At 35.4% G+C, this 23,471-nt stretch carries 28 protein-coding genes, 1 pseudogene and 1 other annotated feature; of the genes and pseudogenes, 14 read left to right on the top strand and 15 right to left on the bottom strand.

Annotated elements, in window-relative coordinates:
• Positions 1-12 precede the first annotated feature (12 nt).
• The 4 genes and pseudogenes from ilvN to MHH71_RS08585 all read right to left on the bottom strand — a co-directional run bounded on the left by ilvN (position 13) and on the right by MHH71_RS08585 (position 3,791).
• Positions 13-525, bottom strand: a complete 513-nt coding sequence (gene ilvN, locus MHH71_RS08570) for an acetolactate synthase small subunit (RefSeq protein WP_016113993.1) — start codon at positions 523-525, stop codon at positions 13-15.
• On the bottom strand, positions 522-2,222 hold the full coding sequence (ilvB, locus tag MHH71_RS08575) for an acetolactate synthase large subunit (RefSeq protein WP_006094143.1): 1,701 nt from the start codon (positions 2,220-2,222) through the stop codon (positions 522-524). The genes ilvN and ilvB overlap by 4 nt, the downstream gene beginning before the upstream one ends.
• 73 nt (positions 2,223-2,295) lie before the next feature.
• Positions 2,296-2,524 (bottom strand) — a binding site (T-box leader).
• A gap of 16 nt (positions 2,525-2,540) precedes the next feature.
• Entirely contained in the window at positions 2,541-3,437 is an 897-nt protein-coding gene (gene ilvE, locus MHH71_RS08580) for a branched-chain-amino-acid transaminase (RefSeq protein ID WP_006094142.1), read from the bottom strand.
• A gap of 157 nt (positions 3,438-3,594) precedes the next feature.
• A pseudogene (locus MHH71_RS08585) lies at positions 3,595-3,791 on the bottom strand (hypothetical protein).
• 57 nt (positions 3,792-3,848) lie between these two features.
• On the opposite strand from MHH71_RS08585, the gene MHH71_RS08590 reads away from it, so the two are divergent.
• Both MHH71_RS08590 and MHH71_RS08595 read left to right on the top strand, forming a co-directional pair.
• Positions 3,849-4,088, top strand: coding sequence for a DUF3911 family protein (locus tag MHH71_RS08590; protein ID WP_016113990.1), 240 nt, complete (start codon positions 3,849-3,851; stop codon positions 4,086-4,088).
• Between the two features lie 193 nt (positions 4,089-4,281).
• Positions 4,282-4,521: a YkuS family protein gene (locus MHH71_RS08595; RefSeq protein WP_003196153.1), complete on the top strand. Its 240-nt coding sequence runs from the start codon at positions 4,282-4,284 to the stop codon at positions 4,519-4,521.
• Positions 4,522-4,872: 351 nt separating this feature from the next.
• On the opposite strand, the gene MHH71_RS08600 is transcribed toward MHH71_RS08595, so the two are convergent.
• Both MHH71_RS08600 and ytfJ read right to left on the bottom strand, forming a co-directional pair.
• On the bottom strand, positions 4,873-4,962 hold the full coding sequence (locus tag MHH71_RS08600) for a hypothetical protein (RefSeq protein WP_016113989.1): 90 nt from the start codon (positions 4,960-4,962) through the stop codon (positions 4,873-4,875).
• A gap of 115 nt (positions 4,963-5,077) precedes the next feature.
• Entirely contained in the window at positions 5,078-5,479 is a 402-nt protein-coding gene (gene ytfJ, locus MHH71_RS08605) for a GerW family sporulation protein (RefSeq protein ID WP_018764198.1), read from the bottom strand.
• A gap of 355 nt (positions 5,480-5,834) precedes the next feature.
• Between ytfJ and MHH71_RS08610 the strand changes: the two genes are divergently transcribed.
• The gene (locus tag MHH71_RS08610) at positions 5,835-6,197 is read left to right on the top strand and encodes a hypothetical protein (RefSeq protein WP_003196147.1); all 363 of its coding nucleotides are present in this window, start codon (positions 5,835-5,837) and stop codon (positions 6,195-6,197) included.
• A gap of 33 nt (positions 6,198-6,230) precedes the next feature.
• Here MHH71_RS08610 and MHH71_RS08615 read toward each other — a convergent pair whose 3' ends face one another.
• From MHH71_RS08615 to MHH71_RS08625, 3 genes are all read right to left on the bottom strand, one after another.
• The gene (locus tag MHH71_RS08615; protein WP_006094139.1) at positions 6,231-7,574 is read right to left on the bottom strand and encodes a TrkH family potassium uptake protein; all 1,344 of its coding nucleotides are present in this window, start codon (positions 7,572-7,574) and stop codon (positions 6,231-6,233) included.
• Between the two features lie 715 nt (positions 7,575-8,289).
• Positions 8,290-8,445: a hypothetical protein gene (locus tag MHH71_RS08620; RefSeq protein ID WP_016113985.1), complete on the bottom strand. Its 156-nt coding sequence runs from the start codon at positions 8,443-8,445 to the stop codon at positions 8,290-8,292.
• 172 nt (positions 8,446-8,617) lie between these two features.
• Positions 8,618-9,037, bottom strand: coding sequence for a MarR family winged helix-turn-helix transcriptional regulator (locus MHH71_RS08625; RefSeq protein ID WP_003206336.1), 420 nt, complete (start codon positions 9,035-9,037; stop codon positions 8,618-8,620).
• Between the two features lie 508 nt (positions 9,038-9,545).
• Between MHH71_RS08625 and MHH71_RS08630 the strand changes: the two genes are divergently transcribed.
• Complete coding sequence (locus tag MHH71_RS08630; RefSeq protein ID WP_006094138.1) at positions 9,546-9,989, top strand: YrvL family regulatory protein; 444 nt, start codon at positions 9,546-9,548, stop codon at positions 9,987-9,989.
• A gap of 67 nt (positions 9,990-10,056) precedes the next feature.
• Positions 10,057-10,611 (top strand): thioredoxin family protein, encoded by a 555-nt coding sequence (locus MHH71_RS08635; RefSeq protein WP_006094137.1) that lies wholly within the window; start codon positions 10,057-10,059, stop codon positions 10,609-10,611.
• Positions 10,612-10,639: 28 nt separating this feature from the next.
• Here MHH71_RS08635 and bacA read toward each other — a convergent pair whose 3' ends face one another.
• On the bottom strand, positions 10,640-11,434 hold the full coding sequence (bacA, locus tag MHH71_RS08640; RefSeq protein WP_003196138.1) for an undecaprenyl-diphosphate phosphatase: 795 nt from the start codon (positions 11,432-11,434) through the stop codon (positions 10,640-10,642).
• A gap of 193 nt (positions 11,435-11,627) precedes the next feature.
• Between bacA and MHH71_RS08645 the strand changes: the two genes are divergently transcribed.
• The 4 genes from MHH71_RS08645 to MHH71_RS08660 all read left to right on the top strand — a co-directional run bounded on the left by MHH71_RS08645 (position 11,628) and on the right by MHH71_RS08660 (position 14,540).
• Positions 11,628-12,986 carry an MATE family efflux transporter gene (locus MHH71_RS08645; RefSeq protein WP_006094136.1) on the top strand — a complete coding sequence of 453 codons (1,359 nt, stop codon included), beginning with the start codon at positions 11,628-11,630 and terminating at the stop codon, positions 12,984-12,986.
• A 74-nt stretch (positions 12,987-13,060) separates the two neighbouring features.
• Entirely contained in the window at positions 13,061-13,234 is a 174-nt protein-coding gene (locus tag MHH71_RS08650; RefSeq protein WP_006094135.1) for a hypothetical protein, read from the top strand.
• Between the two features lie 18 nt (positions 13,235-13,252).
• Entirely contained in the window at positions 13,253-13,402 is a 150-nt protein-coding gene (locus MHH71_RS08655; protein ID WP_003196135.1) for a hypothetical protein, read from the top strand.
• 229 nt (positions 13,403-13,631) lie between these two features.
• Positions 13,632-14,540, top strand: a complete 909-nt coding sequence (locus MHH71_RS08660) for an aminoglycoside phosphotransferase family protein (protein ID WP_006094134.1) — start codon at positions 13,632-13,634, stop codon at positions 14,538-14,540.
• A 255-nt stretch (positions 14,541-14,795) separates the two neighbouring features.
• Here the strand turns inward: MHH71_RS08660 and MHH71_RS08665 are convergent, their stop codons facing one another.
• The 4 genes from MHH71_RS08665 to MHH71_RS08680 all read right to left on the bottom strand — a co-directional run bounded on the left by MHH71_RS08665 (position 14,796) and on the right by MHH71_RS08680 (position 17,608).
• The gene (locus tag MHH71_RS08665) at positions 14,796-15,569 is read right to left on the bottom strand and encodes a hypothetical protein (RefSeq protein WP_006094132.1); all 774 of its coding nucleotides are present in this window, start codon (positions 15,567-15,569) and stop codon (positions 14,796-14,798) included.
• Between the two features lie 23 nt (positions 15,570-15,592).
• Positions 15,593-16,039 carry a flavodoxin gene (locus tag MHH71_RS08670; RefSeq protein ID WP_016113977.1) on the bottom strand — a complete coding sequence of 149 codons (447 nt, stop codon included), beginning with the start codon at positions 16,037-16,039 and terminating at the stop codon, positions 15,593-15,595.
• Positions 16,032-16,184, bottom strand: coding sequence for a hypothetical protein (locus tag MHH71_RS08675; RefSeq protein WP_167535671.1), 153 nt, complete (start codon positions 16,182-16,184; stop codon positions 16,032-16,034). Before MHH71_RS08675 ends, MHH71_RS08670 begins: the two co-directional genes overlap by 8 nt.
• A 245-nt stretch (positions 16,185-16,429) precedes the next feature.
• Positions 16,430-17,608, bottom strand: a complete 1,179-nt coding sequence (locus tag MHH71_RS08680; RefSeq protein WP_371391149.1) for a M20 metallopeptidase family protein — start codon at positions 17,606-17,608, stop codon at positions 16,430-16,432.
• A 314-nt stretch (positions 17,609-17,922) separates the two neighbouring features.
• On the opposite strand from MHH71_RS08680, the gene MHH71_RS08685 reads away from it, so the two are divergent.
• The 5 genes from MHH71_RS08685 (at position 17,923) to dltD (ending at position 22,241) form a co-directional block, all read left to right on the top strand.
• The gene (locus MHH71_RS08685) at positions 17,923-18,069 is read left to right on the top strand and encodes a teichoic acid D-Ala incorporation-associated protein DltX (protein ID WP_006094128.1); all 147 of its coding nucleotides are present in this window, start codon (positions 17,923-17,925) and stop codon (positions 18,067-18,069) included.
• A 12-nt stretch (positions 18,070-18,081) separates the two neighbouring features.
• On the top strand, positions 18,082-19,596 hold the full coding sequence (gene dltA / locus MHH71_RS08690; RefSeq protein ID WP_006094127.1) for a D-alanine--poly(phosphoribitol) ligase subunit DltA: 1,515 nt from the start codon (positions 18,082-18,084) through the stop codon (positions 19,594-19,596).
• Complete coding sequence (dltB, locus tag MHH71_RS08695; RefSeq protein WP_018781031.1) at positions 19,593-20,759, top strand: D-alanyl-lipoteichoic acid biosynthesis protein DltB; 1,167 nt, start codon at positions 19,593-19,595, stop codon at positions 20,757-20,759. The genes dltA and dltB overlap by 4 nt, the downstream gene beginning before the upstream one ends.
• Positions 20,760-20,829: 70 nt before the next feature.
• Positions 20,830-21,069, top strand: a complete 240-nt coding sequence (gene dltC / locus MHH71_RS08700) for a D-alanine--poly(phosphoribitol) ligase subunit DltC (RefSeq protein ID WP_003196126.1) — start codon at positions 20,830-20,832, stop codon at positions 21,067-21,069.
• Positions 21,066-22,241 carry a D-alanyl-lipoteichoic acid biosynthesis protein DltD gene (dltD, locus tag MHH71_RS08705; protein ID WP_018781033.1) on the top strand — a complete coding sequence of 392 codons (1,176 nt, stop codon included), beginning with the start codon at positions 21,066-21,068 and terminating at the stop codon, positions 22,239-22,241. The genes dltC and dltD overlap by 4 nt, the downstream gene beginning before the upstream one ends.
• Before the next feature lie 17 nt (positions 22,242-22,258).
• On the opposite strand, the gene MHH71_RS08710 is transcribed toward dltD, so the two are convergent.
• Positions 22,259-23,356 carry an NAD(P)H-dependent flavin oxidoreductase gene (locus MHH71_RS08710; RefSeq protein WP_006094124.1) on the bottom strand — a complete coding sequence of 366 codons (1,098 nt, stop codon included), beginning with the start codon at positions 23,354-23,356 and terminating at the stop codon, positions 22,259-22,261.
• Positions 23,357-23,471 lie beyond the last annotated feature (115 nt).

Here is a 23,471-nt window from a genome sequence, read left to right on the forward strand (position 1 = left end):
ATATTAAAATGATTAATGAATTAACATAATTTGTTTATCTTGTTTTTTCATACTCCGCGTAAATGCAGTAACACCTGTTCTTGCAATTTCTTTTAAACCATATGGACGCATTAGCTCTATAAGAGCTTCTACTTTTTCTTGTGTACCCGTTACTTGTACGACGATGGAATCCTTTCCAACATCTATTACAGCGGCTCGGAACGGTTCAATTAAACTATATAATTCTGCTCTCGATACACTTGTTGTCGCTACTTTAATAAGAGCCAACTCTCTTGCAATCATTGCTTCTTCTGTTATATCAGATACTTTTAACACATCAATTTGTTTATGAAGTTGCTTGATCAGTTGCTCCACTTGTTGCTCGTTTTCAACATGAACAACAAATGTCATCCGTGAAATATCAGACGACTCTGTATGTCCAACCGAAATACTTTCAATATTAAAATGCCTCCTGGTCATAACACCCGTAATCCGATTCAGAACCCCACTTTGATTTCGAACTGTCGCCGTAACAATCCTTTTCACTGTCCCTTCACCCCCTCCATTTGATGAACTCCTTTTCCAGGAGCAACCATCGGCATAACTTTTTCAGACTGTAGTACCCTGCAATCAATTACAACAGGCTCTTGCAAATCAATCGCTTCTTGCAACTGTCCCTTCGCAAGTAACGGATTTTCAATTCGCACCCCTTTTATGCCGTATGCATGGGCAAGCGCTACGAAATCCGGTTGACAAGAGAGCAACGAGTGAGAATATCTTTGCTTATAAAATTCGTCTTGCCACTGTCTTACCATCCCTAAAGCTTCATTATTTAAAATCAAAACTTTAACCGGTAAGGAATGTTCTTTCAATACACTAAGTTCTTGTAATGTCATTTGAAAACCCGCATCACCAACAATCGCTACAACTAATTCTTTTGGTCTGGCAATTTGTGCACCAATGGCAGCTGGAAATCCAAATCCCATTGTGCCAAGCCCTCCTGATGTTACCCACTTATCTGGGTCTTCAAGTGGATAATATTGAGCAGCCCACATTTGATGCTGACCAACATCCGTCGTGACAATTGCTCTTCCTTTTGTAATTTCATACAACATATCAATTGCTGATTGTGGTTTAATCACTTCAGAATCTTGATCATAGAAAAATGGATATTGTTCTTTTCTGCTTTTTAAAAGCGATAGCCATGCACTATGATTTTCTTTTCCTCTTTTACAGGAGAGCAGTGCCTCCAAAGCATGTTTCGCGCTAGCCACAATCGGAATTTCTGTAGGAACGTTTTTTCCAATCTCTGCTGGATCAATATCGATATGTGCAACTGTAGCCTCTTTAGCAAAGTACTCTAAATTTCCTGTAAGACGATCGTCGAATCTTGCTCCGATATTTATGAGTAAATCACACTCATACAAAGCCATATTCGCTGTATAAGAACCATGCATTCCTCCCATTCCAAGAAATAATTTATCATTTGGCGGAAATCCACCTAGTCCAAGAAGTGTATGAACAACAGGTATACGATACATTCGTGCAAAATCTGTTAATTCTTTTGCAGCTTTCGCATGAAGTACACCTGCTCCGGCTAAAATCAACGGTTTTTCAGCAGTATCAATCGCTTGTAATAATTTGTTGATTTGCAATGGATTCGCCTCATAATTTGGTTGATATCCCGGTAAATCCATTTGCACGTTACTACATCGCTCACCTTTTTCTACTACCATATTTTTAGGAAGATCGATAACGACCGGTCCTGGTCGACCCGTTTTCGCAATATGAAATGCCTCTTTAATAATTCTTGGTAAATCTGATGCCTTGCGCACTTGATAATTATGTTTTGTTACCGGCATCGTAAGTCCCATAATGTCCGCTTCTTGAAAAGCGTCACTTCCAATCAACGTTGTAGCTACTTGACCTGTAAAAACAACAAGCGGTAAAGAATCAATCATTGCATCTGCAAGACCAGTAATCACATTTGTCGCACCTGGACCACTTGTTGCAATGACAACGCCAGGTTTTCCTGTAATTCGCGCGTACCCTTCTGCTGCATGAATCGCTCCTTGCTCATGTCTTGTTAAAATATGAGGAATTTCGCAATCATAAATTGCATCATAGAGCGGCAATACAGCACCTCCTGGATAACCAAAAATAACTTCTACATCTTCCTTTCCTAACGCTTCTAACAACAGCTGTGCACCAGTTGCCATCTGTTCTTCCGTTTTTGAAGACATTGCTCTTACGAACCTCCTTTAAAATTGTTTTTTTACAATAAAAAAATCCTACGTCCACACTCCAGCTATGTGCTGAAGGGACGAAAGATTTCGCGGTACCACCCTTCTTCGCAAGAATACTTCTTGCCTCAGTGACTCGGGGATGAGTCTAGCTAATAACGGAGCTACCGTCTAAACCTAGGCAAATGCTTCAGTTTAGCACTCAAGGGCGATGTTCGTCGATGTGAACCATCGGTTTCCAGCAACCACCGACTCTCTGTGAGGCTTCACAATCAACTACTCCTCCCTATCAACGCTTTACAACTTTATAATGAGTTATCATCCAACTTTATTTTCTTCGTAAATTTTCTCTCCATCTTCTACAACTAATTTACGAAACTCTTCTAATAAACGATTTGTATGTGGACCCGTTTTCCCAAGCCCAATCGTTCTTCCATCAACTGTCGTAACTGCAATAACTTCAGCTGCAGTTCCTGTTAAAAATACCTCATCAGCTACATATACATCGTGTCTTGTAAATAATTCTTCTCTTACGTCATATCCAAGCTTTTCTCCAATTTCCAAAATAGCGTTTCTTGTAATGCCTTCTAATGCCCCTGCAGAACTTGGTGGTGTAATTAATTTATTTCCTTTTACAATGAACACATTATCGCCAGACCCTTCTGCAACATAACCTTGTTCATTTAACATAAGTGCTTCTTGCACACCAGCAAGCTTCGCTTCAATTCGAACTAAAATATTATTTAAATAGTTTAAAGACTTTACTTGTGGTGTTAATACGTCTGGGCGATTACGACGTGTGGCAACTGTCACAACCGGTATACCTTTTTCGTAATATTCCGACGGAAATAAAGATAACTGTTCCGCAATTACAACTACATTCGGTTTCGAACAAGAATCAGGATCTAGCCCAAGATTCCCAGCACCTCGTGATACAACTAAACGAATGTATCCGTTAGATAACTTATTTTGACGAGTCGTTTCAACAACAATATCTGTCACTTCTTCTAACGTATATGGAATTTCCAACATAATGGATTTTGCTGACTCGTATAAACGAATAAGATGTTCTTTGAGCCTGAAGACATTGCCACTGTAGACACGAATCCCTTCAAACACTCCATCGCCATATAAATAACCATGATCATATACTGAAACTTTTGCTTCGTCTTTTGGAACAAATTCTCCATTTAAGAAAATCCATTGCTCATTCACTTAAAAGCGCCCCCTATGTTCTATGAATTTTTTATTGTTTCCTAGTTTACTCTCCTTTTTAAATAAATCAAGACAATTTTTAGAAAATTTATAATTTTTAATTTATATTAACCCTTGTTTATATTGATTTATCAACATTGTTAACGTTTACAAAATGTCAAAAATTTTTTTCGCCATTTTTCATCCTAAAAAATATTTGCTTAAAAGAAGGAGTTTTGTCAAATGATGCGAATCTATTGTATTCAATAAACGGGCGTCCGATTTCGTATATTCGGGAATAAAAACGACTTTTGATTGAAAAGGAGGAAAATAAGCAAAATAACATTGTATAAAAATAACAATCATATTTTTCATGCAGCTTTCATAATCCTATTTAAAAAAACAAATTGTCAAATGAAGGAGGAAAATAATATGGCATGTGTACAAATTAAAGGAACGAGACAAGAGGTAGTAGAAATGTTACAACTATTTGATTTAATGGATACGAAAGGTTTGTGTAAATTTAACAATTACGTAGAGGTATCTCCAAATGAAGAACAGAATAACAACTTCACTGCCTCAATTGACATTCAATCAAATGATGAATCTGCTCAAGATCAATTAAATGATCAGTTTGTAAGTCAAATGCTCACAGGTGTATATAACGACTAATACATTACGTATTTTTTCTTCCCCTCTCTAATCGAGCTTTTCTGAGCAGCTATCCCCCACCTCTTTGTTTTAGGAGGGGGATTTCCCTGTTCGTAAATATTAAATACATCAACATTTCTACCATATTTTCCTTAAAAACATAAATATTTCCTAAAAAATGGAGCATATTACTAGATGGTAGGAGGTGAAGAGTATGGCGAAAATTGGTGTTGAAAATTCTTTAACCGATGTTCAACAAGCTTTAGAACAACAAGGACATGAAGTAATTTCACTACGTTCTGAAAATGACGTGCAAGGGTGCGATTGTTGCGTCGTAACTGGACAAGATTCTAATGTAATGGGAATTAGTAATGCAGTAATAAAAGGGCCCGTTATTGAAGCAAGTGGCTTAACAACCGATGAAATTTGTCAACGAATTGAAAGTAGTTTATAAAAAAAAGAAGCCTCCTTATAACAAGGAGACTTCTTTTTTTATATTCACCTAAACGGGAAAGTAACATATACTGGATGAAAGCCCTACCTCTCTCTCATCAACACGGTTCCTCTGACCGCTCCTGATACACTAGCATGTGTATAAGCTTACAAATACAACTTTTTGGGTCTATTCACAAAAGTTGTTGGTAAAATTACCCGATCTTTCGCAAATTTTTCATATTGCATTTACAAGAAATATCCAATATATACTAGCTGTAACCGAGACACGAAATGTCATCATAACACTTAAAAACAAATTCGTCAATATTTATTTTAACAAATTAAAAACAGACATCACAATCTGTCTGTTTTAGAATGGAGCCTTTTCTTTTACTACATACACAACAAATCCGCTTACTAACATACATAAGCCGACAGCAAAATTCTTGATATTAATCATAACTACCTCTCCCTTATTTCATAAATCATATATATTTACATTCCAATTATATTTGTCGTTTCTGAACACACTTTTTCTAATATATCATAATTCCTAAAAAATGCAAGTTTACTTTTTAACGACCGTTTACAAACTTATCTATAGTACTTGGAACTGTACTCAAAGCCTTTTCAATCAAGTGTGTGCCACTATGTAAATGTAACACTTGTACACCACTAGATCCTACTACTAAAAACGCAACAGGATCAATTGAAACTCCTGCACCACTTCCACCTCCAAACGGATGCCCTTGTTTCGCCTCTTTTTGTTGTCCTTGTCCTGCCAAACTTTTCCCTACAGACGTTTCCCCTTTAAAATCGCTTCCCCCTGCGCCAAAACCAAAGGCAACTTTTGAAACAGTTAAAACAACCTTTCCGTCCGCTGTTGAAACAGGGCTTCCGACAATTGTATTTACATCGACCATCTCTTTTAAATTTGTCATTGCCGTTTTCATTAAGTTTTCAATTGGATGTTCCATCATTTAAACCACCTTTTTCCTCTTAATTCTTTTTTATACTTTCCAAAATAGAGGAACTCATACCAAGTTTTACAATTCATGAAAAAACACTGTTCCATTATCAGCTTTCTTCAGCTTAGAATCTAAAAACAATATACATATCCTTCACTTCAGTCTGATAAAGTGAAAATTTAATCAGCCCTCACTAATCAGACTTTTACGGGCAGTTTATCTCTCACCTAACTCCTGTGCTTTCACTGAATTTTGAGGTGGGTGTGTTACCGCCTGCAAATAGCGAAATAAAGTAATGATATGCCTATCTATTTCTTGCCGGATAAAAAAGAAAAAGATATACATACTACTAATGAACCTTGCTATGAAAGGAGACTTTACGTTGACTGATAAAATTAATGAACAACATAGAACCGAAGAAGGGGACTATAAAGAAGAGTACGCAGCAGAGGTTGCTCCTCAGCATATCAACTATAACGATAAAGACGATGTAAAATCAAAAACAGCAGGATCCACAGCAGGGTTTATCGCTCTTGCTCTTGCTGTATTATCACTCTTTACATTTCCTACACTCTTCGGACTTGTTTCTGTTTTACTAGGTATTTATGCCTATAATCGTGGAGCTACTGTAACCGGTGGCATCGCTGCTATTGTGGGCGGCATTGCTGCTATTGTTGCTCTGTTATTCCGCGCCGCAATCATCGGTTTATTGTTCTCACTTTTTTAAAGAAAAAAGGTATCTCGCGCTTTGCGAGATACCTTATCCTGTGAAAACATCTTCTGATGGGTATCGAATTTTTTGTTTAGCTGGTCGCGCTAGAGAGAATACAAGCGTTAACGGACCAATTAACCCACAAAACATAACAAACATAATGATACATTTTCCAATTACAGATAACTTAGCCGTAATTCCCATTGATAACCCCACTGTACCAAACGCTGAAATTGTTTCGAATAAAAGTTGAATAAAACTAAAGTTTTCTGTAAGCATTAATAAAAATACTGCTGTAAAAATAAGAATTTGACTGGCAACTACAATCGCTAACGCTCTCGTTACCGTTGACATTTTGATTGTACGATGAAATAAAACAAAGTCTTCCTTCTTTCTAAAAAAGGAAATAACCGATGTAATTAAAATCACAAATGTTGTTAACTTAATTCCGCCACCTGTCGACACACTTCCTGCACCGATAAACATTAAAATCATCGTAAACAATATTGATGATTCTTCCATTCCTCCATAATCAACCGTATTAAATCCTGCTGTACGCGGTGTAATCCCCTGGAAAAATGAAGCCCATATCTTTTCACCTAAAGATAGTGATCCTAATGTTTTCACATTATTATACTCCAATATAAAAATCACAATCATCGCAATAACATTAAGCGCTACTGTTCCAACAATCATAATTTTCGAATGAAGTGATAGTTTCTGAAAACTACGGCTATACCATATATCAATTAACACCGTAAAACCTAAACCACCTATAACAATTAAAGAACAAATTCCAATATTAATAATAGGATCTCCTACATATCTTGTTAAATTATCTGGCCATAGTGCAAATCCCGCATTATTATAAGAGGCGATAACATGAAAAATACTATAATATAAACCTTTGCCGAAACCAAATTCCGGGATAAATCGAATGGATAAAAAAACAACTCCTACTAATTCAATACAAATAGAAAAAATAAAGACACGCTTCACTAATTTTACAAGACCACCAATATTCGTTTGGTTAAACGCTTCTCCAATTAATAATCGATGACGTAAACCAATTTTTTTCCCTAACACCCATACAATTAAAATTGCGATTGTCATTAATCCAAGACCACCTGTCTGAATTAACAACATAATGATAATTTGACCAAACATTGTAAAAGTACTAGCAGTATCTACAACTCCTAAACCGGTTACTGTCGCTGCCGAGGTTGCTGTAAAAAACGCATCTACCCAACTAATTGATTCTTTTGTCGCGAATGGTAGTTTCAATAACATTCCCCCGACAACAATTAAACAAAAAAAGCCCATTGCTAAAATTTGCGGCGGACTTAATCGTATAAAACGATTATAAAATCCTTGTTTTTTTGTTGCTTCCATATCACTAACTCCCTTAATAAAGTAAAACCTCTTTCCATACACTAATCGTTCGTTTTGACCGGACCAAATCTTACGGAAAGTAATTTTTCACCTAACTTTTTTCAATTCCTCATACTTTTAGAACAAACTCATTATTTTGGATAAATCTTTATAATCTCATAATATAGTTGAGCATAATCCTTTTTTCCATAGATTTCAACTGAAAAATTCCCATACCTTTCACTTCGAATTCACATTGAAGTCACACCTATCTTTTATATTATATCTATCGAAGCTGTTCCTCCCTAATAATGAGACATTCCCCAGTGTCTCGAACAGCTTTCCATCCCTAATTAAAATTGACATAAATTGTCCCCTTCCATGGCCATCTTGTATTAACGAGATGGTCTATTTTTTATCCACTATTCATTAGACTATGGGACCTCTAACTATGTTCTACCTTCCCTCTATTATTTAAAAAGAGGGAAATTTTTAAAATTCCCATACCTTTCACTTCAAGTTCACATTGAGGTCACATCTATCTTTTATATTATATCTATCGAAGCTGTTCCTCCCTAATAATGAGACATTCCCCAGTGTCTCGAACAGCTTTCCATCCCTAATTAAAATTGACATAAATTGTCCCCTTCCATGACCATCTTGTATTAACAAGATGGTCTATTTTCTTATCTTAAAATACAATTCAAATTTCCTAGCAAAAAAGGAGTGAATCTATTCACTCCTTTTTTGACTTACTTCCTTTGTTCGAACGATATTCTTTTCCCTTATTATCATTACCAGTTATAAACTCCGAACTAAACTCTTGTTGAAACTGCCCTGTTTTTGGTGAACCTTGATTTCCACTTCCTTGACTCCCGTTGCGATTCGTCATCTTTCTTCCTCCTTTCATCTTCCATCATTGTTAGTATGTCTTTCCTATCCCAATCATACACATCGCATTCTTCTATGTAACAAATTTCAATTTTTCATTTTAGTATGAATAAAAAAACCTCCCTAAAACAAGGAAGGATTCTCGATTAGCCATAGTTCATCTGGCTTTTTTTCTATATAAGTTTTTTCGAAATAGATATCATTAGATGCATTTCTTCTTCAGATAGGGCCGAAAACCTTTCTTTTAAATACTGTTTTTTTGCCAATTCCATTTTTGCAACTAACTCTTTTCCTTGTTCCGTAATTTCCAAATATACAACACGACGATCAGATGTAGAACGTGAACGCGTTACAAAACCTTTATTAATTAGCTTTTCTGTAACAGCTGTAATATGACTGTTTGATACATGTAGTTCATTTGCTACGCGAGAAACCATCTCTTTTTCATTACGATTTAATATACGGAGCACGAGAAATTCATTCCATGGTATGTAATCTCCAAAAATTTTCCCCATATCATTCCGCAATGAACGAAACATAGCAAAAACATTTGCAGATAGATCCTCCATTAATTGTTCGCGATTATGAGACACCGTTTACATCTCCCTTTTATTTCATATAGTTAAATAAAAACATTATGAATTATATTACCTTATATTTTACATTTTGTCATCTTTTTTTCCCATACAATCACTCATAATGTATTCACTTATTTGATAGATACACTCCCAAAACAAAACCCAATAGTAAAAATCTCCGTTATTCACTAGAGCACGTATCATTTATTATCTATTTGGAAATAAATGATACAGGTTGCTTTTCTAACATGCTGAAACTCACATCAGCCACAAAAAGGGTGCGATTCGTCGCACCTTTTTTGTTTTCACTTCCCATCAAGTATTCATGATATAATAAAATATGAATTTTTTTCCTTTTATCCCGCATTAACGGGCAGTCAGCCCCCCACCTCAAAAATTCAGCGAGAGCAAAGAAGTTAGGTGGGGGCAAAACTCGATTGATGAGGGCTAATAATCAGTGGGAGATGAAGCCCCCTACTGATTAAAGTTTCACTTTATAAGATGAACTTTTTGGGGGGATATCATGAATCCAGACGAAGAAAAGTTTTCAGATCTAAGTGGAAAAGATAAAACGATTGTTATTAGTAGTATTACCCTTCTTATAATTATTGCTTTTGCACTCATTTTCTTTATGTATGTCGGAGTTTTTCGCCTCATTGGTGTAGAATATACATCACGAACTGCACTGCTTCTCTTTTTTTTATTAGCCCTTATACTAGATGGAATTAGTAGTTTCTTGATTTTATTTTTCAAAGTACTTTTAACCCCTCTGCTCACGCACATGTCAAAATGGCTATCCTTTTTACTGCTTTCCCTCATAGAAATCTCGCTTGATTGGCTCGTTATTCATACTGCAGATGATTGGATAGAAAGTATAACGATCTCCAATAAAGCTGAATTACTTATTGTCCTTTTCTTTTTTATCTTGGATAAATTATGGTCTACTGATAACAAAAAGAAAGAGTAAGATTACAAGCATTTCACGATAAAAATTGATACAATAAAAACAAAAATATAATAAAGAGGTGTTACATATGACATTACAACAATGGGCTGATAAAGGTATGTCCTTTGATACATACGTAAATAACATGACTGTGAACCAGTATGAATTACTACATATTTATAATAACTTTTTAATTCCGAACGAATTGCTTCCTGTTTTAGAAGAACGTCAAAACGACGGATGGCGTGTTATTGTACTATCCGCTGATTGGTGCGGAGACGCTCTTCTTTGCGTACCTGTTATGAAACGTATTTGCGAAGTTTCCAATATTGAAATGAGATTACTCATCCGTGATGAAAATTTAGAGTTAATGGATCAATATTTAACAAATGGAACAGCCCGTGCCATTCCAATCTTTATTTTTATTGATAAGGATGGAAAAGAACAGGCGGTTTGGGGACCACGTGCTCCAAAAGTGCAAGAATTAGTAACTTCTATGCGTGCTACATTACCTGAAAAAGATGATCCACAATTTGAAGAAAAACAGAAAGACATGTATGCTAATTTCCGTGCTACATTAGCTGACGACACTTCACTTTGGGAACATGCGATGGAAAATATGATTGAAAAAATAGTAAAATAAAAAAAACTGCCAAATGGCAGTTTTTTTATTACATAATGAAGAAATAATAGAACACCGCAGCTAAAATAAAACGATAATAAGCAAATGGTGTTAACTTTACACGAGCTAATAATTTTAAGAATGAAACAATCGCAAGCATTGCTACAAGGAAAGCCGTAATAAAACCAGTTGCAAATAATGTGATATCTGCTGAACTTAATACGTCCCAGCTTTTAATTAAATCTAACCCTGATGCTGCAACCATCATTGGTACCGCTAAAATAAATGTATATTCAGCAGCGGCTGTATGAGATACACGAGCTAATAATCCACCACTGATTGTAGATCCAGAACGTGAAAATCCTGGCCACAGTGCTAAACATTGGAACATTCCAATTGTGAATGCTTGTTTATACGTAATCTCGTCCAATGTTTTCGCTGTACTTGGTCTTGAAAATTTCTCAGCAACAATCATTAAAATACCACCAACGATTAAACTGATAACAACGGGGCCTGGTCCAAATAAAACTTCTTTAATTTTACTATGGAATAAAACACCAAGTACTCCTGCTGGAATCATACCGATAATGATATGTAATAAATTTAAAGATGGTCCTTGTGTTACCTTGCCAATCCCAACTAATGACCATAAACGTTTCCAAAATACAACGACAACCGCTAAAATCGATCCCAATTGGATGACAACTTCAAATACTTTTGCTCTATCATCATCAAATCCAATTAAATGTCCTGTTAAAATCATATGTCCCGTTGATGAAACCGGTAAAAATTCCGTTAATCCTTCAACAGCTCCCATGATTAAACCAATTAACCAATCAGCCACGAGTAGTGCCTCCTTAATACCTTATATATACTTTTTTCACACCTTATCATAATACCTTATCCAATTTCAAAGTGCATCTCTTTTTTCATTCTTTCAAAATATAACAATACATTCACATATGTGTATTTCTTTTCTATTTTCTTATTAAATTGTATGATAGAAAGAGTTTGGTCCTACATAGAAAGGAGCTTTTATGAAAGAAACCAATTCATTTTCACAAAAAATAAAACAATTTGTATTACTATTTTTCCCGATTTTTGTAACGCAAATGTCTTTATTTGCAATGAGTTTTTTTGATACAACAATGTCAGGGCATGCAAGTGCTACTGACTTAGCAGGGGTCGCAATTGGAACAAGTATATGGATTCCGATTAGTACGGGATTAACAGGAATCTTAATGGCTACCACGCCTATTATCGCTCAACTTGTTGGCTCAAAACAAAAAGAGGATGTTCCTCATATCGTGATACAAGCCGTGTATTTGGCAATCGGAGTTAGTTTACTTGTTATTCTCATTGGTTTCTTTGCCGTTTCACCAATTCTAAAAGGCATGCATTTAGAAGAGCAGGTCGAACACATTGCTTCTCAATTTTTAAGCATTATTGCAATTGGTATCATCCCTTTATTTGTCTATACTGTATTACGTGGGTTTATTGATGCATTAGGAAAAACACGTACAACAATGATTATTACATTACTTTCCTTACCTATTAACATCATTTTAAACTATGTATTTATTTTCGGTCATTTCGGCTTTCCGAAACTAGGAGGCGTTGGTGCAGCAATTGCTTCTACCGCAACATATTGGTGCATTTTATTTATTACGATTATTATTATCCGTATGAAAGAACCGTTTACATCTTTTGGTATCTTCAGGCGCTTATACCGACTTTCTATTTCAAGCTGGAAAGAATTATTAAAACTTGGGGTACCTATCGGATTTGCCATCTTTTTTGAAACGAGTATTTTCGCTGCCGTAACACTCATGATGAGTAATTTTAGCACAACAACAATCGCTGCACATCAAGCAGCAATGAACTTTGCTTCCCTTTTATATATGACACCTTTAAGTTTAGCAATGGCTATGACAATTGCAGTTGGTTTTGAAGTTGGAGCAAATCGCTGTGAAAACGCAAAACAATACAGTTTTATTGGAATTGGTTTGGCACTTGCTTTTGCCTTGTTATATTCTATCTTACTCTTTTTCTTTGACGATCAAATTGCATCTATTTATACAACAGATATTGCTGTTCATGATTTAGCAAAAGAGTTTCTCATTTTTGCGATTTTATTTCAAATTTCCGATGCAATTGCTACTCCAGTGCAAGGTGCACTCCGTGGTTATAAAGATGTGAATGTTACCTTGATTATGACACTTATTGCCTACTGGATCATTGGTTTACCTCTAGGTTATATATTAGCAACCTATACTTCTTTGGCAGCTAAAGGTTATTGGATTGGTCTTATTATAGGGCTAGCATTTGGAGCTACCTTTCTGCTTGTTCGTCTCTTTCAAGTACAACGTAAATATACATCACAAAAGAGTCGCTAATCCTAGCGGCTTTTTTCATCATGCATAGTTCCTCTTTAAACGTGTAACATAATAAAAAAGAAAGGTGTAAATCTATGGATGAAAAGAAAAAACAGCAGTCCTACGATGAAGAGTTTGCTCCTGAAATCTCACCTGGATACAGGCAAGATATTCATAAACCGCCTCAATATAAAAATACTTCCTTTTTAGTTGGGATTGGTATTTTCGGGACAATATTACTTGTACTCATCATTTTCGTCTACTTTTAATGGGAAGGGAACTATATTATGACTAAACAATCCTCACTCTTTTCTAAAAGAGTTGTAAAAACACAAAAAGGTTATGCTGGTGATTCTATAAATGTGCATAAACAAGTCGAACAAGGCAATCTAGAAATTGCAAAAAAAGAAATTGGACAACAAAACGAGAACCTGTGAATACAAAAAATGTCCCCACTTTTCGGGGACATTTTTATTCTACACGTTGCCGTTGCTTCGCAATTTTAAACGTATTATCTTCTTTTATAATCTTCATTCTATAACTTAACTGCATTTCATTTAAACATTATGTCCCTCTCTTTTTTCAATATATTTATTCCATATTATCACAGAGTTTAAAAATTCTGATAATATTAATGCATATATCCAAAAAAAAGGAGAGAATCATATGACATCTTATATGCGAGATATCCAGCAATCACTACCCAATATTCCTATACACTCTTATGAACAAAACGATAATGGCTGGGATAATGTAGCCATTATCATTAACAATGAATGGCTCTTCCGTTTTCCACGTAAATCCCAGTATGCAAAACGAATACCTCGCGAAAAAGAACTATGCGAAATACTTTCTCAATCGTCACAAGAGATAAAGGTCCCAAAATACCACATCTTATATAAAAATGAATTAGATTTAATTCCATTTTGTAGTTATTATAAACTCATTCATGGGGAGCCATTAACAGTACAAACAATAGAAAGATTAACTGTAAAAGAACGTGAAACAGTTATCTCGCAGCTTGCTATCTTTCTCGCTTCTTTACATACCATCCCAATAGAACATGCTGTAAAATGGGGATTTGATACTGAGAAACCTATCTCATATTGGCGACAGATTCAAACGAAATTACACGTTCATCTTGCTTGCACACTTACATTGTTAGAAAAAAAAGCTTTTGATTGTTTATTCGAGGATTTTTTTGAACATATGTATGCATCTGATTTCCAAAAAACAATGATCCACGCTGACTTTACACATCATCACATTTTATTTGATGGGGAGAAAAGAAGCATTGCTGGTATTATCGATTTTGGTGATGCTCAAATTGGAGATCCTGCCTTTGACTTCGCTGGATTATATAACAATTTTGGTAGTGAATTTACAAATGCCATATATAAACGGTACTGTACTCTCACTCCCCATCATGATTTATCTTTCTTTAAGCGTGTCATTCAATTTTATCAGTATAGTCCATTACTCCATAACCTTGTTTATAACTTTGAAACAAATAACGAACAGGAGATACAGAAGCATCGAAAACATTTACAAACTATACTTCAGGGAAGGAATTAATTTCTTTCCCTATTCTTCTTTTCCTCGTATATCATTAATTTTTTATCCATTTCTACAATTAATTTATACATTTGAAACACCTGCAAAATTTACAATTGGACCCAAAAAGGAGCCTGTTGTTCTTTTAACCATTGAAATACTTTCACTCCATTTCCCATTAAGTATTCCTCCCATCATAAGTTCCCCTACGTATATACCGTAAATGATGAAAAGCTTTTCATGTCAATACCAAAAAGAGATACAAATTTGCACCCCCTAATGTAGTATAGTATTCTTCGCTATCAATGCATCTTGCATCTCGTCTACTTTGCATTCATTACGAAAAGCACATCCAATACATTCAGAACAAAATGTACGTTCTGTGTAATATTCTGGTTGCTGTAACATTTCTTTCATTCTATATAAATCGTTCATTCCATCCATAATATCTTGCTCTTTTGGAACAGATTCGTACCTAGTTCCTTCTATTAAATTAACAACTTCAATTCTTTCGGGAAGAATCCCAAAAACTTTGTAGCTAAACACTGCCGTAAGCTTTTGAAAAAGAGCAAGCATTTCTTCATTTGCATCAACAACATACTTTTTAATTACAAACGATTGTGTAGACCATTCACCCACTTCAAACGTTAATGAAATGTGCACATCTAACTCGTCCATATATGTTTGTAACTTCTCATATAAAAATAAAGGTGGTGTTTTACTCGCATCATTTTTCACAAACTGTATTAGATGGTCCGTTAACTTTGCAAGAACAATATAATATTCTGCTTTAGAAGCGAACATTCCAATACGCACTTTATCCCAATGTTTCTCTAATCGTTTTAACAACAGCATTGTTGTTTGTTTTTCTACAGGTGATGTGTAATAGTCAATAATAATTTGATTTACAATCGATTGAACCATTTGTTTCCATTCAAACGAAGAAGGTTCTCTTCTTTTTATATAGCGAAAATAAAACTTATGTGGACAACGCATAAAATCATATAAATGATAATCTGTCATCGTTTTAATTGATATTTTCCCCTGCACCCATCTTCATCTCCCTCTCACCATTAAGAAAGGTGTTTTACAAATTCAGCACCAAACTGAAGACATTTCTCTACATCTTCATCTTCTGGCGTTAGTTCTACTTTTAGCCCTTCCATTACAACTTCAGCACCGCGCTCTTGTAACTTTTCTATTAAGATATCAACAGCTGCCCCGTATTTCGGATAAGCAGAATCACAAGATCCAAATACTGCTGCTTTTTTACCTGCTAAATGAATTTCTTCCATTTCGTCATAAAAATCTAAGAAATCATCAGGAAGCTCACCATCTCCCCACGTATACGCTCCTAAAATAATCCCATCATATTCCTCTAATATAGAAGCTTCTGGCGTCGTCATAATATCAATCACTTCAATATCATTGCCTGTTTCACGAATCGCTCCAGCTATATGATCAGCCATCTCCTCTGTATTTCCACTCATACTTGCAAAAATCATTACAAATTTATTCAACTGAATCTCTCCCTTGATTATGTATCGCTTCTTCTTCCTTGTTTCCTTTCTTCTCCTCTACATATTCAGCACGAATTACACGCCGTTGCCATTTTATATCTTTATTTTTAATTTCCCTTTGCCCAAGGCGAAATATCTTTTTCATCTCTCCCTCATCCATTCTGCACTTGTGAATACATTGATAATAATTATCAATTTCAACTATACTTTTAGGTTAAATAAAAATGATTATCAAAGTCAATAACTATTTTTTAAAAAATAATGAAAAGGTACAAGCTTGTCCGCCAGCTATTCATATACTATAAATGAGCATAGTTCTTTCTCAGCCCTCTCTAACGGAAAGAAATAGAAGCAACTGCGATAAGCGCAGTTGCCTTTTTTTGTACTCTTTTAAGCTTTTAGTAAATTCATTGTCGCCTGTAAAAATAACTCTGCCCCATTAATTAAAGCTGATTCATCCACATCAAACTTTGGATGATGATGAGGATAACAAGTTTTGATTTTCTCATTTCCAGTTCCTAATTTAATAAAACAGCCTGGCGCTTTTCTTAAATATGCCGAGAAATCTTCCCCTCCCATCGAAGGAGCTAGCTTTACAATTCTCTCCTTTCCAAACAACTCTACCGCACTTTCTTCTACTATTTTTGTAATAAACGTATCATTGATAACCGGGTCATATCCATAGCGATATGTATACGTATACGCTGCACCATGTGCCTCTGCAATCCCCTTAGCAATTTGTTCAATCATCTCTTCCGATTCTTTCCTTAGTTTTTGATCAAAGGACCGGACTGTTCCCATTAAATATGCTGTATCAGGAATAATATTATCTGCTGTTCCCCCGTGAAATTGTGTTATGGAAACAACTCTTTGCATAAAAGCGCCTGTATTTCTAGATACAATATGTTGTAAGTTCGTAATGATTTGCGCACCAACTGCTATCGGATCTACTGTTTCTTCCGGCCTAGCAGCATGGCCACCTCTTCCTTTTACTTCAATCGTAAATACATCGGGAGCAGCCATCATAGGCCCATATACAACTCCAACCTTCCCCGTTTCTAATCCAGACATTACATGTAGGCCGATAATATAATCCACATTATCCATCACACCAGCTCTCACCATTTCCTGTCCACCACCAGGATACACTTCTTCAGCATGTTGAAATAAAAGACGAATTTCTCCTTCCCAATCCTCATTCTTATTTGCTATCGCTTCTGCTGTACCTAATAAAATAGCGGTATGTGCATCATGCCCACATGCATGCATAACCCCTGAAATAACTGATGCATATGGTTTAGACGTTTCTTCCTGAATTGGCAGGGCATCCATATCTGCACGAATTGCTATTACTTTGCCTGCCTTCTTTCCTTTTTTCTTTGCCATCACACTATACCGCGTCGGTCTTGTCACCTCGAAAGCTGAAAATGAACATAATGTATCATATATAAATTGTGAAGTTTTTTCCTCGTGGAATGATAGTTCAGGAAATTGGTGAAAATGTCTCCGCCACTTTATAATATTTTCCTCTGACACATATGTCTGCCATACCTTTTTCAAACGCTCCATTCCTGACAACCTCCTTTTCATTCTTCACATTTCTTATTTCACTGTGATTATTTAATTTCCTTGTAAGATTTTCATTTTCAAAAAATCGATTTATACACTCACAACTCATTAAAAAAAGACAAATCCATTACAAATTCATATAGAATGTAATATAATTGCTAAGTTAGGGATTTTCTTTTTTAGTATTTAGTGCTACTATCAAAAAAGAGCCTTTTTGTCTTAATTTTACCTAAAATGTGGAATTTTGTTTTTTTCACAATGATGTAGGACATGATACCTACATATAGTTACTATTTCATAAGAGAGGGAAAGACATGGAAAGATTAAAAGAGATATGGTCTCGACCACTCACACAATGGTTTGCAAAGACGGTTTATTACCTTGCAATTTTATTTGCACTACTTTGGTTGTATGGATTCCATGATACAAACACAAGTACATTTATTTACAATGAATTTTAGGGTGGGAACGTTATGAAGTTATTAGAACAAATCGAAAAGTGGGCGACAGAAACGCCTGATCAAACCGCTTTCGTTTGGCGAGATGCGAAAATTACGTACAAACAATTAAAGGAAGATTCTGATGCATTGGCGCACTGGATTTCTTCTGAGTATCCAGATGATCGTTCACCAATTATGGTTTATGGCCATATGCAACCTGAAATGATCATCAACTTTTTAGGGTGTGTGAAAGCTGGACATGCTTACATTCCTGTAGATTTATCTATTCCAGCTGATCGTGTGCTACGTATTGCTGAAAGTTCTGGTGCGAAATTACTTCTATCTCCGGTAGAAGTTGCTGTAACTGACTTACCAGTTCGCATCGTATGTGAAGACAACTTAAAAGACATTTTCTTTACTCATAAAGGGCAAACGCCAAACCCTGAGCATGCGGTAAAAGATGATGAGAACTTCTACATTATTTACACATCAGGGAGCACAGGTAACCCGAAAGGTGTGCAGATTACTTATAATTGCCTTGTTAGCTTTACAAAATGGGCTGCCAAAGATTTCAACTTACAAACAGGACAAGTATTCTTAAACCAAGCACCGTTCTCATTCGATTTATCTGTAATGGACATTTACCCATCGTTAGTAACAGGTGGTACACTTTGGGCAATCGATAAAGATATGATTGCACGTCCAAAAGACTTGTTTGCTTCTTTAGAGCAATCGGATATTCAAGTATGGACTTCCACACCATCTTTCGCAGAAATGTGTTTAATGGAAGCTTCTTTCTCTGAAAGTATGCTACCAAACATGAAAACATTCTTATTCTGCGGTGAAGTATTACCAAATGAAGTAGCTAGAAAATTAATTGAGCGCTTCCCGAAAGCAGCAATTATGAATACGTACGGTCCTACAGAAGCTACTGTTGCTGTAACAGCCATTCACGTTACACAAGAAGTTGTTGATAAATATAAATCTCTTCCTGTTGGCTACTGTAAATCAGACTGTCGCCTTCTTATTATGAAAGAAGATGGCACGATTGCACCAGATGGTGAAAAAGGTGAAATCGTAATTGTCGGTCCAAGCGTAAGCGTTGGTTATTTAGGAAGCCCTGAATTAACAGAAAAAGTATTCACAATGATTGATGGTGAGCGCGCCTACAAAACAGGTGATGCTGGCTATGTAGAAAATGGTCTTCTATTCTATAATGGTCGTCTTGATTTCCAAATTAAGCTTCATGGTTATCGAATGGAATTAGAAGAAATCGAACATCACCTTCGCGCGTGTTCTTACGTAGAAGGAGCAGTTGTTGTTCCAATTAAAAAAGGTGAAAAATACGATTATTTATTAGCGGTTGTTGTTCCTGGAGAGCATTCATTTGAAAAAGAATTCAAATTGACATCTGCAATCAAAAAAGAACTCAATGAGCGATTACCAAACTACATGATTCCACGTAAATTCATGTATCAATCTTCTATTCCAATGACACCAAATGGAAAGGTAGATCGCAAAAAATTATTGAGTGAGGTTACAGCATGACCGCATATGGATCATTTTATTTTTTCGCTATAGTGGGCATTTTATTAATACCTACTATCATAGCTGGATTAAAAGGTAAAATGTTGCGTAAATATAATGCCGTTCTAACGTTAGTAATGCTTGCACTTATTTTCTCTGACAAACCGAAGCAAGCAATGATGTTAGCAGCATTTATCATTTGGCAATACATCCTTATTAAAGGCTATTTATTATTAAGAAAACAAAATAATAATACGTCCATGTTTTACATGGCTGTTATTTTATCGATTTTGCCACTAATTCTGGCAAAAATCGCACCATTTGTACATGAATTAAAATTCATTGTATTTGCTGGTATGTCTTATGTAACATTCAGAGCAGTACAAATGGTATTTGAGATTCGTGACGGTTTAATTAAAGAATTCTCATTCTTTAATTTCTGGGAATTTGTTCTGTTCTTCCCAGCTATCTCGACTGGACCTATTGATCGTTATCGTAGGTTCCAAAAAGATATTCAAAAGCCACCAAGTGCTGAAGAATATCAAAAGTTACTCTATACAGGTATTAATCGTATTTTCCAAGGTTTCCTGTATAAGTTTATTATCGCTTATTTATTGCAGAAGCATTTTGTTGATGCAGTATTTGCGAATCAAGATACCATTTTCTCTAATGCGATTTATATGTATAGTTACAGTTTATACCTATTCTTCGACTTCGCAGGTTATAGTGCATTCGTAATTGGTGTCAGTTATATGATGGGTATTAAAACACCAGAAAACTTTAATAAACCATTTATTAGTCGTAACATTAAAGATTTCTGGAACCGTTGGCACATGACCTTATCATTCTGGTTCCGTGATTTTATTTATATGCGCTTTGTCTTTTTCGCAACAAAGAAAAAGCTACTTAAAAATCGCTACACGATTTCATATATCGGTGCATTTTTAAACTTTTTCATTATGGGCGTTTGGCATATTCTAGGTGAACATGTTTACCAGTACATTATTTACGGCCTTTACCATACTGTTTTGTTTATTTCGTTTGATATTTTCGAACGAAAGAACAAGAAACATAAATTTTGGCCAAACAATAAATTCATGCATGTTCTTGCAGTAGTGATTACGTTCCATTTCGTATGTTTCGGTTTCCTAATCTTCTCTGGTCACCTTAACAGATACTTTTAATGAATAGCTTCTTTTCTTACAGCTAAGAAGTTACACATAATATATTTCGGATATAAAGGAGATTTTAAAAATGGCAGAATTTAAAGATCAAGTATTAGATATTTTAGAAGAAGTTTGTGAAAATGATATTGTAAAAGAAAATCCAGATGTACAATTATTTGAAGAAGGTATCCTTGATTCTTTCGGTACAGTATCTTTATTAGTAGAATTCCAAGAACGTCTAGATATCGAAGTATCTATTTCTGATTTTGATCGTGATGAGTGGGCAACACCAAACATGATTATTAAAAAGTTGGAAGAAATCCGATGAAAAAAGCAACTTTTGGACCGATGCTCTTAGCATTGGCCCTTTTTGCTGTATTCTTACTTATTCCAACACGCTTTCTACTTCCGCTTGTCAGTGATAAGAAAGTAGAAGAGGCGGCAACTTCTCTAAAATCAGAGAAAATACAAAGTATGATTTTACAGCAAAAAATGTTAGAAGATCCGAAATACCTTCCGATGTATGGTTCATCGGAATTTGCGAGAATGGATGCTTTTCATCCATCCAATTACTTTAAAGTAAAACCTGAAGGATTCACACCATTTCTTCTTGGTCGTGGCGGAACGCAAGACCTTATCCATGTGCTAAACTTTGCATCTACAATGGATCAATTAAAAGATAAAAAAATGGTCTTTGTTCTTTCACCACAATGGTTTGTGCCACAAGGCATTGATGAAACACACTTTGCACCTAACTTTTCAAAACAACAAGGCTACCATTTCATTTTTAACAATGATTTAAAGCCTGAAATGAAAAAACAAATTGCAAAACGTTTATTGAACTTTGAAATTGTAAAAAAAGAGACGTTATTAAAAACATCTTTAGAAGGCATTGTCTATGATGATACTAAACATAAGATAAAAGCAATTGCAGCGAAACCATTTGCTTATCTTTACCGTAATATTTTAGATCGCAAAGACATATTTACAGTGATGTTCGATATTAAACCGCATAAAGAACAACTTGATCCAGCATTGAAACAAATGAACTGGAATGAAGCACGTAAACACGCGGATCAAACTGGTGAATTAGAATCAAAATCAAATCAGTATGGTATCGAAGATGATTACTTCAATAGCAAAATTAAAAAGAAATTGAAGCAACGCAAAGATTACTTAAAAAATGACGCTTATGATCACTCTCCAGAATATGAAGATTTACAAATTGCGCTCGATTTATTAAAACAATCTGGTGCAAAACCACTCTTCATTTCTGTTCCTGTAAAAGGTCCTTGGTATGATTATGCTGGATTCCCGAAAGAACGACGCGAATTATACTATAAGAAAGTTCATGAGCAAATTAAACAAGCTGGCTATCCAATTGCTGACTTTTCAAACCATGAGTATGACAAATACTTCTTAAAAGATCATATGCACTTAGGCTGGAAAGGCTGGGTATACATCGACGAAGCGATCCAGCAATTTTATAAAACAAACTAATAAAAAGACCGCTTGAATTATTCAAGTGGTCTTTTTGTATATATGCTTTGTAAATTTTCTACGGTTACCTTTACTTCTCCCAACACTCGTTCAACAATTTGCTGAGCTGATTCTTTTCTTGCTAATGAAGAAGCTTGTCCAGCCCAGAGTGACATATATTCCCCTTTGTTTTGTTTTGCAGCTTCTTGACGTATTTTAGCGGTTAATACATTTTGAACTGGATACATTGGGAGCATTTCTTCTTTTTCTTCATGTTGTTCTATAAATGTATTTCGAACCCCCCTTGCATATTTTCCAGAAAATGATCTCGTTACAGTTGTACTCGTATCTGTACTGTGCAGTACCGCTTTTTTATGTACATTATGTGTAATACTTTCTTCACTTGTTAAAAATGCTGTTCCCATTTGAATGCCTTCTGCACCTAGTGCCATTGCTGCAACAAGACCTTGTCCATTCATAATGCCTCCTGCCGCTACAATTGGGATATTTGATACTGCGGCTACCATTTGTGGAATTAATGCAAATGTACCGATCATAGAATCTTTTTCTTTCCCAATAAAAGTCCCGCGGTGTCCTCCAGCCTCGCTACCTTGTCCAACAATTACATCTACCTCTAATTCAGCAAGCACCTTCGCTTCTGCCACATTTGTAGCTGTTCCAATTATCTTTATGCCCTCTTTCTTCAACGATACAATTTCCTCTTGTTCTAACGTGTGAAATGCAAAGCTTATAACCGGAACTTTTTCTTCCTTTAACACGTGCAATTGTTCTTTATAACTTTTCGGAAGTTGTAATGATTGATTATACTCATCTATACCTAATTCTTTTCGTATCGGCTCTAATAAATTTCTTGCTACTTGTACTTTTTCTTCCTCAATTTGTATTTCTTTCGTAAGTAACAAATTTACTGCAAACGGTCTATCTGTTAACTCTCTTATTTTATAAATAGATTGACGAATTTGTTCCGGACTCATATAACCAGCCCCGAGCGTCCCTAGGCCGCCGCTATTACACACAGCCGCAACAAGCTCTGGTGTCGTAATTGCACCTGCCATACCAGCCTGAATAATTGGATACTTTATTTGTAATACATCATTTACTCTGCTTGTAAACATCCTTCTCCCCCTCCCTATGCCCTCTTATATCTTCTCGACTCAACAAACTTTTCCCTTCTTTTAAAAGGATCGAACTGCTTATAAACGAATATATTGAAAACGAAGGAGGAGATTT

Origin of the sequence: Bacillus sp. FSL H8-0534 (assembly GCF_038005885.1) — a bacterium.
Taxonomy (GTDB): domain Bacteria; phylum Bacillota; class Bacilli; order Bacillales; family Bacillaceae_G; genus Bacillus_A; species Bacillus_A pseudomycoides.